A 12,408-nucleotide genomic window follows, 5' to 3' on the forward strand; every position below is an offset into this window, starting at 1 on the left:
GTTGTGCGGCAATCTATATTAGTCGTCAAACTGCTTGTTTTCTTTGCAATCTCTCAGGCAAGCCATTGGCCCAGGCACTGATCGTACCGGCACCGAGGCAGACCACCATGTCCCCCGGACCGGCCTGTTCGCGCACCAGGCGTTCCAGGTCATCCTCGTTCAGCAAGGAACGCGCATGGCGGTGCCCGTGGCGGATGAGGCCTTCGACCAGATCGTCACGGCTGGCCCCGGCAATCGGGTCTTCCCCGGCGGCAAAAACCTCGGCTATGGCCACAACGTCTGCATCGTTAAAACAGGTGCAGAATTCGTCGAACAGGTTCGACAGGCGCGAATAACGGTGGGGTTGATGAACCGCGATCACACGTCCTTCGGTGGCTTGGCGCGCGGCTTTCAGAACCGCGGCGATTTCGACCGGGTGGTGGCCATAATCGTCGATGATGGTAACGCCGTTGATTTCACCGACCTTGGTAAACCGGCGGTTGACGCCACCAAAATTTGCCAGTGCCTCGCGAATTTCCGAGGCTTTCATGCCCAGATGACGGGCAACCGCCACTGCTGACAGGGCATTGGACACGTTGTGGTCGCCCGGCATCGGCAAGGTGCAGCCCTCGATCACCGTGTCTTCGTATTGCAGGTGGATGTCGAAATGCGCGACGCCGTCTTTGTAGGTCAGGTTGTCCGCCCGCACATCAGCCTGGGCGTTGAACCCGTAGGTCCGCACGCGGCGGTCGGTAATGCGCCCGACCAGGGTCTGCACCTCGGCGTGATCGGTACAGCAGACGGCCAGCCCGTAGAACGGCAGGTTCGAGACGAACTCGTGGAACCCGTCCCGCAATGTGTCGAAATCCCCCCAATGCTCCATATGCTCGGGGTCGATATTGGTGATAATGGCGATGGTCGCAGGCAGTCGGTTAAACGAGCCGTCACTTTCGTCGGCCTCGACAACCATCCACTCGCCCTGCCCCATGCGTGCGTTCGAGCCATAGGCATGGATGATCCCCCCATTAATCACGGTCGGGTCGAAATCGCCCGCAACCATCAACTCGGCCATCATGGTGGTCGTGGTGGTCTTGCCATGGGTTCCGGCGATGGCGATGTTGGAGCGAAGCCGCATCAGCTCCGCCAGCATGTCGGCGCGTCGAACAACGGGCAGGCCCTGCGCACGCGCCTCGTCGAGCTCCGGGTTGCCCGGTTTGATCGCGGTTGAGACCACAACAACAGAGGCTCCTTCAAGGTTTTCGGCCTTTTGGCCAACGAAGATTTCAGCCCCTAAACCGGCCAGTCTGTCGGTGATTTTCGACGCCTTGAGATCAGACCCCTGTACCCGGTAGCCCAGGTTCAGCAGCACCTCGGCAATGCCTGACATCCCGATCCCACCGATCCCAACAAAGTGGATCGGTCCGACATCCTGCGGCAGTTTGGTTGCGGGGTTCATGGGGTCTCCTTCTGCGCCAGTTGCTCGACTAGGGCAACCAAGCGCTCGGTGGCATCGGGTGCCCCAACCGACAAGGCGGCATGGGCCATTTTCTGTGCGGCTTCGGGGTTGGTCAGAACCGTGGTCATTTGCTCGGTCAGCGCGGGAACGTCAAGCGCGTTTTCCGGTATCATGATCGCCCCACCTGCCTGAACCAAACCGCGCGCATTTGCAGTCTGATGATCGCCCGCAGCGGCTGCATAGGGGATCAGGATCGACGGGCGGCCAATGACCGAGATATCGGCAACGCTGGATGCGCCGGACCGCGAGATGACCAGCTGCGCCTCGGACATACGGCGCGGGACGTCCTGAAAGAACGGCTGGACCTCAGCAAGGATACCATGGTCCGCGTAAAACTCCGTAACTCGCTCCCCATCTTCGTCGCGGGCCTGATGGGACACGCGGATATAGGAACGGAGAAAGTCCGGCAGGGCCGCGATCGCGTCTGGAACGACATCGCTGAGGACGCGCGCACCCTGAGAGCCACCCATCACCAAAACCGACATCGGGTATTCGCCGGGCGGGATGTATGGCGCCGCGGCGCGTTCCAGCACAGCAGCGCGCACCGGGTTGCCGGTATGGACGCCTGTTGCGCCATCGGGCAGGTCGGTAGGCCAGACGCCGCAGGCCACTTGGCCGACGCGTGTGGCAAACAATTGATTCACGCGCCCCAGAACGCCATTCTGTTCGTGGATCATGCGCGGTATTTTCAGCATGGTTGCGGCACCTAGCGCCGGAATCGATGGATACCCACCGAATCCAACCACCACGTCCGGCCTGTCCCGCATCATCTGGAGAACCATGCCTGTGACACCGCCAGCAATTTTCGGACCAGCCATCACTTTGGCAGCCAGACCACCCCGCGCAAAGGTTGCGGATGAGGCTTCGCTGATCTCGGTCGAATGCGGGAAACCGCTGGTGTAGCGCGCACCCCGTGCATCAGTGGACAGGCGCACGCGCCAGCCTTTGTACAGCATCGCCTCGGCCAGCGCCTGTGCCGGGAACATGTGCCCCCCGGTCCCGCCAGCCGCAATCAAAAGGTAGGGTTTGCCCATCAGCTTCGTCCGCGCAGTATGTCGCCAAGCTCGCCCTGCGGCCGGCTCCGGGTAAAGGCCAACAGCATGCCGACCGCGATACCGCCCGCGATCAGAGACGACCCGCCATAGCTGACAAAAGGCAGCGTCATGCCTTTGGCGGGCAGCAGACGCACAGCGACGCCCATATTGATCATCGCCTGAACACCAAACATGCAAGCCAGCCCCGTCCCAGCCAAACGGATGAACATATCGCGTTCGCGCATCAGGCGCAGCAACGAGCGCACCACGATGATCGAATACAGCGCGATGATGATCAGCACCAGGATCAGGCCATACTCCTCGGCCGCGACTGCAATGATGAAATCGGTATGGGCATCGGGCAAAGACCATTTCACCTGACCCTCACCTACGCCGACCCCAAACAACCCGCCTTCTCGAATGGCGTTGGTCGCGTAGCCAAGCTGTGTGGTCGGGTCGACCTCTTGGGTCAGAAATCCGTCGATCCGACGGGCAAAGTGTTCCGAATTGGAATAGGCAAACATGCCGCCCAGCACGACAACGCCTGCCATTCCGACCAGCAGCAGCATCGGCGCACCGGCGACGAAATACATGACCCCCCAGCCAAACAGGATCAGGCAGGCCTGTCCGAAGTCCGGTTGCATCACCAGCATGCCAAAAATCGCCATGCACAAAGCAAAGGACCACATCCGTCCCGGCGGGCCATTGATCTGTTGCGACGCCGCCAACAGCCATGCAGCAACAACGACGAAACCGGGCTTGAGGAATTCAGAGGGTTGCAGCGCCGCAAATCCCAGCGAATACCACCGCACGGCCCCTTTGCCGAAATCCGTGCCAAAGACAGGCAGGAACGCCAATGCCACAAAGGCCGCAACAAACCCCAACACTGCCAAACGCCGCACCAGTGTCGGCGACATCATCGAGGTCAGCAGCATTGCAATCAATGCCAGCCCGCCGAACAAAGACTGCCTCTCAACATAGTGGAACGGATCAAACCCGTTGCGCCCGGCCAGGGGCGGCGATGAGGCCAGCCCCAGCAACAATCCGATAACAAACAGGATCAGGACGCAGGACATCGTCCAGCGATCAATTGTCCGCCACCACTTTGGTAGAATCGGTTCGCCGCGCTGGTCCTGAACAGCGCCATACACCATCTCAGTCATGAGATACCGCCACTATCTGCCTCATAAACGCCCCGTTTTCGGGGTCTGACTGAGACTCTACAGCGATTTTTGCGTTCAGGCCAGCGGAATGAGGCGGAATTCGAATTTCCGCCGACCGTGCGCACCGCGACGAAAATGCGCTGGACGATTTAGCTGTCGAACAACTCTTTGTGACGTTGCTCCAGCGTCGGAAACAGGTGCGCAACTGCGGGCACGTCAAGACCGAAATCCTGCCGGAGGCATTCCACAAATGCCGTTTTTGACCTCAGAATGTCCTCGCTGCATCCAGCCGGTGAAACCGTTCGCTTTACCAAACCGCGCAGTACAACATGCTTATCCGGGTAGCGCCGTTGCGCCGTCAGTGTTCGGCGAAAAGGCGACGTCGGATCCGTCTGCAGGGTATGGCTTGCTGTTGCGAATACCGCGGGCTCAACAGCTTGGGGTTTGAACCAATAGGCCGTTTCTTCGTCGCCTGCTTTCTCTGCGTAGCGGAAGAACCCGCCATTTTCAGCGGTAAGGGAAATCGTGTAGGGCGGCTGAGAATTGACACCCGGTGTCAGCGGCACCGGCGCGTTGGGGCCGCCGCCAAAACCGACATCAACCAGCAACGGCCCTTCACATTCGACCCGCAGCGTCATGTGGTCCGGCGCCTGTTCCGGACCGGGGCATTCGGGACCGACATATCCCGCCAGAGTGGACACTTTGAACCCGATCTCTTGGAGGACCCATTTGAACAACCCATTGAGTTCAAAACACCAACCGCCACGGCCATCCAAAACGATCTTCCGATAGATACTTTCCAGATCATTGGACACCGGAATGCCCATTTTCTGGTCCAGATTTTCAAAGGCTACGGCCTGCAGATGTGCAGCAATCAGCCCATCCAACGTCACGCGATCAAGTCGGATGGGGTCGGTGAAGCCGATCCGTTTCAGGTATTTTTCGAGCTCCATTGCTCGTCCCCTGTCAATCTGCGGCCCGCTACAACGGGTACTGACCTTTCCTTCTAATCCCTCAAGTTGGGTTGAGCTCAAGGCAGAACTTCAGAAAAGGTGGGGGGTGTTTCTGGTCACATCTCTCTTGCCATCCAGCCCTATCCAAGCCATGCGCAGCCCATGACCTTTGACACGATCATCCTTGGTGCCGGCGCCGCTGGCATGATGTGCGCCATCCACAGCGGCGGGCGCGTTTTGGTGATTGATCACGCCAAGGCACCGGGCGAAAAAATCCGCATCTCGGGCGGGGGACGCTGCAACTTCACCAATATGTACGCAGCGCCCGAGAACTTCCTGTCGCAGAACCCGCATTTCTGCAAATCAGCTCTGTCGCGATACACCCAGTGGGACTTTGTCGATCTGGTGAACCGCCATGGAATTTCGTGGCACGAGAAGACTCTGGGGCAGTTGTTCTGCGACGGATCATCCAAACAGATCATTGCTTTGTTGTTGGCTGAAATGGACCGCGCAGGAGCAACGTTATGGCTGCAGGCTTCAGTAAAGGCCTTGCACAAGACTGACGGCGGCTTTGTGCTGGAGGTGGAACGGGAAGGCAAGCGCCGGAAACTGACATGCGCCAACCTCGTGTTGGCCACAGGCGGCAAGTCGATCCCGAAGATGGGGGCAACCGGGCTTGCTTACGACATCGCACTGCAGTTTGGGTTGCGGGTAACGGAAACGCGCGCCGCGCTGGTTCCGTTCACCTTCTCAAATGGCGCGTTCAAGGACTTGTCGGGGGTATCCCTGCCCGTACGTCTGGCGAATGACCGGACAAGCTTTGACGAAGCCATGCTGTTCACGCATCGCGGGCTCAGCGGTCCTGCGGTGCTGCAACTGTCGTCCTACTGGTACGAAGGTGAGGCGATCCGGGTCAATCTGATCCCCGATGTTCCGTTGTTCGACTTGCTGCGCGACCAGCGCCAGGCCGCAGGCCGCAAAGCGCTGAAGACCGAACTGACGCGATACCTGCCCGCGCGACTGGTCGAGCACTTGAGCCAAAACATCAGGATGGGCGGTACTCTGGGTGATCAATCCGATACCAGGCTAAGCGAACTGGTCGCAGCCCTATCGGACTGGCACTTGCAGCCCTCGGGAACAGAAGGCTACCGGACCGCCGAAGTGACGCTGGGCGGTATTGACACCGACGGGCTGTCATCGAAAACGATGGAGGCCAGGGATATCCCCGGCCTCTATGTGATTGGCGAAGCGGTGGATGTCACCGGTTGGCTGGGCGGATACAACTTCCAATGGGCATGGTCCTCTGGCCACGCCGCTGGCAAGGCAATCGCAGACCGTCAGCCCACGACGTTGTAGCCCCGTCCGCGCATGCAGTTGCGCACAATGACTTCCTGATTCTGGGTGTTGCTGATCGCGCTTGCCCCCGCTCCGACCAAGGCACCGGCAACTGCGGCACGGCCTAGATCACTGGCGCTGTCATCGATGATCGCGGTGGTCGCCGCCGCACCCGCCGCACCGATCGCAGCTGCACCCGCGGTGTTGCTGTCCAGTGTCGGTTGGGATCTTGCCAGCGCCTGACAATTTGCCAGATCGGACTGATAGTTTGGCCCGACCGGGCCATCAATAACAGGCTGATAATTTGCCCCAACATTCGTACAGGCCCCGGCCAGTGCGAGTGCGGGAAGGATCAGAAAAAACTTACGTGCAGGCATAGTCGTAACCTCATGTCTAATCAAAGGAAGGCAAAGCCAATTCCTGTGGCGCGTCAAGCCGATAGGGCCTCAGCTTCTCTGAACCGGCGACCAATTGCAACCAAAGGTCTAGGAAAGACGCTGGCGCACCTCGGTCGCAAAGTCTTCGCCGCGCTGTTCGAAATTGTCATACTGGTCAAAACTGGCCGCAGCCGGGGCCAGCAAAACCGTCTCACCGGGCTGCGCGTCCGACATGGCCTGTTCAACTGCTGCCGCCATCGTCGTACAGACCTGCGCGTCCATATCCAATTGTATGGCAAACCCCGCCGCCTCACGCCCGATGACATACGCCCTAAGAACCTCGGTCGCTGCTCCGTTGAGGGCTGCGATGCCGCCCTCTTTCTCAAGTCCGCCGCAAATCCAGCGGATGTTCTCAAAGGCGCTCAGCGCTTTCATAGCACTGTCCACATTGGTGGCCTTGGAATCGTTGACATAGGTCACACCGTCGGCCTCGGCGATGATCTGGCTGCGGTGCGGCAGACCGGGATAGCTGTGCAGAGCATCCTCGATCACACGTGGCGCGAGGCCCAAGGAGCGGCACGCGGCATATGCGGCGCAGGCGTTCTGATGGTTATGGGTTCCGGTAAGACCTTTGATGTTGCGCAAGTCAATCGACCCGGTCTGTCGTCCCTTGCGGTATTCCGACAGAAACCCCTTGCGCGCAAAGACCTGCCAACCGGACCCTGTCAGCTTGTTGTCGACAGAAATTCGGATAACCCGGTCGTCGGCGGGCCCTTCGGACAGCTGGTTTGCCAGAAACCTGCCTTCGGTTTCGTCGACCCCGATCACGGCGCGATCCGGGCCGCCTTCAACGAAAAGGCGTCGTTTGGCGGCAAAGTAGCCCCCCATACCACCGTGGCGGTCCAGATGATCCGGCGAGAGATTGGTGAACACAGCCACATCCGGTGTCAGAGCGCGGGCTAGTTCGGTCTGATAACTGCTGAGTTCCAGCACCACGACCGAGCCATTACGGGCCGGGTCGATATCCAGCACCCCGCGCCCGATATTGCCGGCCAGTTGCACATCGCGCCCCGCCTCGGTCAGGATGTGGTGGATCAGGGCGGCGGTGGTCGATTTTCCGTTCGACCCTGTCACCGCGATCACCTGCGGGGTCGTGTCGAAATGGTTCCATTCGGACCCGGAAAACGATCGAAAAAACAGCCCGATATCGTTGTCCACCGGCACTCCGACGTCGAGCGCCGCAGCCACAACGGGATTGGGCACGGGATAGAGATGCGGAATACCCGGCGACACGATCAGCGTGCCGATCTTATCAAATGCGCCGTGTTTGCGCAGATCGGTACAGGCGAACCCTTCATCTTCTGCCGCTGCGCGAGCTGCGGGGTTGTCATCCCAGCAAATCGGCTCGGCGCCACCGGCTCGCAACGCGCGGGCTGAAGCCAGCCCGGACCGTCCCAGCCCCAGAACCGCAACTTTCTGCCCTGAAAACCCTTTTACCGGGATCATGCGTCCACCTTTATCTAAGTTGCTCTTCCAGCCAATCTGCCCGAGCATCAACAGCCGTTTTTGGAACTATCACCGTACGATACCCATAGTGAGGTAAGCGGTCGCACAATGCCTGGTATTCCGCAAGAGCCTCGCCAATCCCGTGCCTTCGATCATCGTCCTGTGTGAAAATCTCAGGCCAGGGCGGAAAAAGATACACCTTTTGATCATATCCGAGGTTGAGGATCATCTGTCGGGTCGTGGCGCTTAGCGCTTCTGCAGTCCGGTCGAACCAGATCAATGCGTCCAGAGCGGACCGGTCAAATATCACCAGATCATCGTTTGTCCGGTAAAAATCTGATACCGCGGTTTCGATCACACGCAGACAAAAGGTTCGCGGATTTTTCCATGGCACCGCGTCCTCGGTGCTGTCGCGCGCCTGCTCTATCACCCGGCGCCCCGGTTCCGATACGGTTGCATAGCCACGTCGCGACATCTCATCCAACAAGGTGGACTTACCGCCCCCCGAACACCCCGAAAGAACGAGCCGACGGGCTTTCACCGAACCTTCAGGGTGGCCAGACCGATCATGGCGAGGATCAGCGATATGATCCAAAACCGGATCACGATGGTTGGCTCGGCCCAGCCTTTCTTTTCGTAGTGATGGTGGATCGGGGCCATCAGAAAGACCCTTTTGCCGGTGCGTTTGTAGTAGAGCACCTGAATGATGACGCTCATGGCCTCAACAACGAACAAGCCGCCGACAACGGCCAGCACCAACTCGTGCTTCGTGGCCACGGCAATCGCGCCCAATGCACCTCCCAATGCCAGCGAGCCTGTGTCCCCCATGAACACTGCCGCCGGCGGGGCGTTGTACCACAGGAATCCCAAACCAGCGCCGAACAGCGCTGCGGTGAAAACAAAGATTTCGCCTGTACCCGGTACGTAGTGCACGTCGAGATACTCGGTAAAGTCCACACGGCCAACGGCATATGCGATCACGCCCAGCGTGGACCCTGCGATCATCGCAGGCATGATGGCCAGCCCGTCGAGCCCATCGGTCAGGTTCACGGCATTGGCCGCGCCTACAATGACAATCATGGCAAAGGGGATGTAGAAGATGCCCAGATTGATCAGCGTGTCCTTGAACACCGGAACAGCCAGTTGGTTTTGCAGGCCCTCTGGGTGATGCAGGGTGGCCCAGTATGCGGCCAGAACTGCAATAATGATCCCAAGAGCCATGCGCATTTTGCCCGACACGCCCTTGGTGTTCTGTTTTGAAACCTTGGCGTAGTCATCGGCAAACCCGATGGCGGCGTAGGCCAGCGTCACAAACAGCACCATCCAGACATAGGGGTTGTCCCAGCGGGCCCAGATCAGACTGGACGTAACAAGCGCACCCACGATCAGCAGACCGCCCATGGTTGGCGTTCCGGCCTTTGAAAAATGCCCTTCGGGCCCATCATCGCGGATCGGCTGACCCTTGCCCTGTTTGCGGCGCAATACGTTGATCAGGGGTTTGCCGAACAAGAATCCAAAGACCAAGGCGGTTAGAAAGGCGCCGCCCGCGCGGAACGTTATGTAGCGGAAGAGGTTGAAAAAGTCCCCTCCGTCCGACAGCGCGGTTAACCAATAAAGCATTACAGTACCTTTCTCACGCTGAACTTGGAGGCCCGGTCATCCATCAGGCGCGCCCCCTTGCCCCATTTTCCGCAGACCGTCAACAATGTGGGCCAGCGCCATGCTCAGCGACCCCTTGGCCAGCACGGTATCGCCGCTGCGGACCAGCTTTGGCAGGTGCCCGGCCATTTCTGCGCTGGTGTGAAACCACAATCCGCGTTTGTCATCGGGCAACGCCTTGTGCATGGCCTGCATCAAAGGGCCAATACAGTGAACCTGATCTACGCGCGCCATGGCGCCGACAGACGCCATTTCGGCATGCATGGCCTCTTCCTGCGCTCCCAGCTCTTTCATATCGCCCAGAAACGCAACGCGGCGTACGCCGTCCGACGCAGCCAGCACCTCCAGAGCAGCCTCCATCGATGTTGGGTTTGCGTTGTAGCTGTCGTCCAGCAGCTCGACCTCCCCCATCCGGCAGGGCGATGGTCTCGCGCACGCCGCGTCCCGCAACCGGTGACCATTCCTTTAGACCAGAGATTGCACTGTCGAGGTTAACGCCCAACTCAACGCAAGCCGCCAGAGCCCCCAAGGCGTTCATTGCGAAATGCGTGCCTGCGGATTGAACGTCAAAGGCGAGGGGTGCATCCGCGATCATTGCGGTTGCGTGGACTGAATTCGACCGCTGGCGGACATCGGCCAACACGTAGTCTTTGGCGTTGCGACCAAACTCAACGATTTTTGCATCATGGCTGTACGCGTGCTGGCGTAGGATATCGGCGTGATCGACATCGGCATTGACGATGGCCGCACCGCCAGAAACCAGCCCGTCGAAGATGGCGGCCTTTTCATGGGCAATACCAGCTATAGAATCGAAGGCCTCAAGGTGCACGGCAGCCACGGTTGTAACCAGCGCGACATGCGGCCGGGCCTGCCGGGCCAGCGGAGCGATCTCGCCAGGGTGATTCATGCCGATCTCGATCACCGCATATTCCGTGTCACGCGGCATACGGGCCAGCGTCAGTGGTACACCCCAGTGGTTGTTGTAACTGGCCACACTGGCATGAGTTTTGCCCTGCGTTTCCAAGATTTTGGCCAGCATTTCCTTGGTTGACGTTTTTCCGACGCTGCCAGTGACGCCGACCACGCGTGCGGCGGCGCGTGCGCGTGCGGCCTGTCCCAACGCTTCGAGCCCTGCCAGCACATCGTCGACAATTAGGAGCGGGGCATCTTGCGCCACGTTGTCAGGAACACGCGAGACGAGGGCGGCACCCGCCCCCTTTTCCAGCGCCTGCGCGACGAAATCATGCCCATCGCGCGCCGCCTTGAGGGCGACGAACAGGTCGCCGGGTTGCAAACTGCGGGTATCGATGGAGACGCCATCCGCCACCCAGTCGGTCGTCGCGCGCCCGTTGGTGGCCGCGGCGGCATCGGCTGCGGTCCAGAGGGTCATACGACCCTCCCGTCCAGCGCCGCCACCGAGATACTTGCCTGTTCGGCGTCATCGAATGGCAGGATCTGATCCCCGACGACTTGGCCGGTTTCATGGCCCTTTCCGGCAATCAACAGTGCATCACCCGGTTGCAGCGCGTCGATCCCGCGCAGAATGGCTTCGGCCCGGTCGCCAACCTCAGTGGCGCCGGGGGCACCCTCCATCACAGCGGCGCGGATCGTGGCGGGGTCCTCGCTGCGCGGGTTGTCGTCTGTGATAAAAACCACATCCGCGTGGTTGGTTGCGGCCCGCCCCATCAAGGGCCGTTTGGCCGCGTCGCGATCACCGCCCGCGCCAACAATGGCGATGAGACGGCCCATGACATGCGGGCGCAGCGCCTTGAGCGCTGTGGCGACCGCGTCCGGCGTGTGGGAATAGTCAACGAACACCGCGGCCCCATTCTCGCGCGTTGCGGCCAGTTGCATCCGACCGCGCACGGTCGTCAGATGCGGAAGGGTTTCAAACACGCGGTCGGGGTCGTCGCCTGCGGCAATCACCAGACCACAAGCCAGCAGAATGTTCTCGGCCTGAAACCCGCCGATCAGGTTCAGACGGGTCTGAAAGGTCTTACCCCGCCACGAGAAACGTAAATCCTGCCCAGTCGCATCAAAGCGCTGGTTCATCAGGCACAGATCGGCATCACCAAGACCCACAGTGAGGATGGACTGACCGCGCGCCTCGGCCATCCGGCGCACCTGCGCGCCTTTCGGATCGCTGAGGTTGATCACCGCAGTACCGTCCTGCGGCAGGACACGATCAAACAGTCCGGCCTTGGCGGCAAAATACGCCTCGAACGTCTCGTGATAATCCAGATGGTCCTGCGAGAAGTTCGAAAACCCGGCCGCGACCAGTTGCACGCCATCCAGGCGCCGCTGTTTCAACCCGTGCGACGACGCCTCCATCGCGGCGTGTGTCACGCCGTGCTCGGCAGCCGCAGACAAACACCGATGCAGGGTGATCGGTTCGGGTGTGGTGTGGGCCAGCGGCGCAGTCCAGGCCCCTTCGACCCCGGTCGTGCCAAGGTTGACAGCCACATGCCCGAGTTCGGTCCAGATTTGACGCACGAAAGTGGCAACCGAGGTTTTGCCGTTGGTTCCGGTCACGGCAACGATGGTCTGAGGCTGCGCGCCGAACCAGAGCGCCGCGGAACCGGCCAGCGCCTGACGGGGGTCTTCGACCACGATCAGCGCTGCGTCCGACGCCGCCAACTCCTTAGCCGCAATCTCGGCCCCTTTTGCATCGGTCAGGATGGCGGCAGCCCCCATGCGAAGGGCATACTGAATGAACTCGCCTCCGTGCACGCGGGTCCCGGGCAGCGCGGCAAACAGATACCCGTCCTTGACCGCGCGGCTGTCGACTGCCAACCCTGTAATGTCAGGGTTTGTGCCACCCCGCGCGGTTAGGGCCAGTTGGCTGAGTTTCTTTGACCGATTGCCCATGGCCCACCTCGTACTCCG

At 60.3% G+C, this 12,408-nt stretch carries 10 protein-coding genes and 1 pseudogene; 1 reads left to right on the top strand and 10 read right to left on the bottom strand.

Annotated features, from left to right (window positions below):
• Positions 1 to 25: 25 nt before the first annotated feature.
• The 4 genes from murC to ACR3ES_RS17865 all read right to left on the bottom strand — a co-directional run bounded on the left by murC (position 26) and on the right by ACR3ES_RS17865 (position 4,645).
• Positions 26 to 1,435, bottom strand: coding sequence for a UDP-N-acetylmuramate--L-alanine ligase (gene murC, locus ACR3ES_RS17850; RefSeq protein ID WP_480424108.1), 1,410 nt, complete (start codon positions 1,433 to 1,435; stop codon positions 26 to 28).
• On the bottom strand, positions 1,432 to 2,529 hold the full coding sequence (locus ACR3ES_RS17855; protein WP_170433647.1) for a UDP-N-acetylglucosamine--N-acetylmuramyl-(pentapeptide) pyrophosphoryl-undecaprenol N-acetylglucosamine transferase: 1,098 nt from the start codon (positions 2,527 to 2,529) through the stop codon (positions 1,432 to 1,434). Before ACR3ES_RS17855 ends, murC begins: the two co-directional genes overlap by 4 nt.
• Entirely contained in the window at positions 2,529 to 3,692 is a 1,164-nt protein-coding gene (ftsW, locus tag ACR3ES_RS17860) for a putative lipid II flippase FtsW (protein WP_170433649.1), read from the bottom strand. Before ftsW ends, ACR3ES_RS17855 begins: the two co-directional genes overlap by 1 nt.
• 149 nt (positions 3,693 to 3,841) lie before the next feature.
• Positions 3,842 to 4,645, bottom strand: coding sequence for an arylamine N-acetyltransferase (locus ACR3ES_RS17865; RefSeq protein ID WP_170433651.1), 804 nt, complete (start codon positions 4,643 to 4,645; stop codon positions 3,842 to 3,844).
• A 162-nt stretch (positions 4,646 to 4,807) separates the two neighbouring features.
• Between ACR3ES_RS17865 and ACR3ES_RS17870 the strand changes: the two genes are divergently transcribed.
• Positions 4,808 to 6,001 (top strand): BaiN/RdsA family NAD(P)/FAD-dependent oxidoreductase, encoded by a 1,194-nt coding sequence (locus ACR3ES_RS17870; protein ID WP_170433653.1) that lies wholly within the window; start codon positions 4,808 to 4,810, stop codon positions 5,999 to 6,001.
• Here ACR3ES_RS17870 and ACR3ES_RS17875 read toward each other — a convergent pair.
• From ACR3ES_RS17875 to ACR3ES_RS17900, 6 genes and pseudogenes are all read right to left on the bottom strand, one after another.
• Entirely contained in the window at positions 5,983 to 6,357 is a 375-nt protein-coding gene (locus ACR3ES_RS17875) for a glycine zipper family protein (RefSeq protein WP_170433655.1), read from the bottom strand. The two genes, ACR3ES_RS17870 and ACR3ES_RS17875, sit on opposite strands and share 19 nt — an antisense overlap.
• A gap of 108 nt (positions 6,358 to 6,465) precedes the next feature.
• Positions 6,466 to 7,863, bottom strand: coding sequence for a UDP-N-acetylmuramoyl-L-alanine--D-glutamate ligase (gene murD / locus ACR3ES_RS17880; protein ID WP_170433657.1), 1,398 nt, complete (start codon positions 7,861 to 7,863; stop codon positions 6,466 to 6,468).
• 10 nt (positions 7,864 to 7,873) lie between these two features.
• A complete protein-coding gene (locus tag ACR3ES_RS17885) occupies positions 7,874 to 8,404 on the bottom strand; it encodes an AAA family ATPase (RefSeq protein WP_480424111.1) in 531 nt (176 codons plus the stop codon).
• Positions 8,401 to 9,483, bottom strand: a complete 1,083-nt coding sequence (mraY, locus tag ACR3ES_RS17890) for a phospho-N-acetylmuramoyl-pentapeptide-transferase (RefSeq protein ID WP_170433659.1) — start codon at positions 9,481 to 9,483, stop codon at positions 8,401 to 8,403. The genes ACR3ES_RS17885 and mraY overlap by 4 nt, the downstream gene beginning before the upstream one ends.
• A 36-nt stretch (positions 9,484 to 9,519) precedes the next feature.
• Positions 9,520 to 10,912: pseudogene (locus ACR3ES_RS17895) on the bottom strand (UDP-N-acetylmuramoyl-tripeptide--D-alanyl-D-alanine ligase).
• A complete protein-coding gene (locus ACR3ES_RS17900; protein WP_480424113.1) occupies positions 10,909 to 12,390 on the bottom strand; it encodes a UDP-N-acetylmuramoyl-L-alanyl-D-glutamate--2,6-diaminopimelate ligase in 1,482 nt (493 codons plus the stop codon). Before ACR3ES_RS17900 ends, ACR3ES_RS17895 begins: the two are co-directional and overlap by 4 nt.
• Between the last annotated feature and the right edge of the window lie 18 nt (positions 12,391 to 12,408).

This window comes from Ruegeria sp. B1 (assembly GCF_056535885.1).

Bases quoted from the DNA above. Each gene is read 5' to 3' on its own strand.
- mraY (WP_170433659.1), bottom strand. From the start codon at position 9,483: ATGCTTTATTGGTTAACCGCGCTGTCGGACGGAGGGGACTTTTTCAAC.
- ACR3ES_RS17870 (WP_170433653.1), top strand. From the start codon at position 4,808: ATGACCTTTGACACGATCATCCTTGGTGCCGGCGCCGCTGGCATGATG.
- ACR3ES_RS17900 (WP_480424113.1), bottom strand. From the start codon at position 12,390: ATGGGCAATCGGTCAAAGAAACTCAGCCAACTGGCCCTAACCGCGCGG.
- murC (WP_480424108.1), bottom strand. From the start codon at position 1,435: ATGAACCCCGCAACCAAACTGCCGCAGGATGTCGGACCGATCCACTTT.
- ACR3ES_RS17865 (WP_170433651.1), bottom strand. From the start codon at position 4,645: ATGGAGCTCGAAAAATACCTGAAACGGATCGGCTTCACCGACCCCATC.
- murD (WP_170433657.1), bottom strand. From the start codon at position 7,863: ATGATCCCGGTAAAAGGGTTTTCAGGGCAGAAAGTTGCGGTTCTGGGG.
- ftsW (WP_170433649.1), bottom strand. From the start codon at position 3,692: ATGACTGAGATGGTGTATGGCGCTGTTCAGGACCAGCGCGGCGAACCG.
- ACR3ES_RS17855 (WP_170433647.1), bottom strand. From the start codon at position 2,529: ATGGGCAAACCCTACCTTTTGATTGCGGCTGGCGGGACCGGGGGGCAC.
- ACR3ES_RS17875 (WP_170433655.1), bottom strand. From the start codon at position 6,357: ATGCCTGCACGTAAGTTTTTTCTGATCCTTCCCGCACTCGCACTGGCC.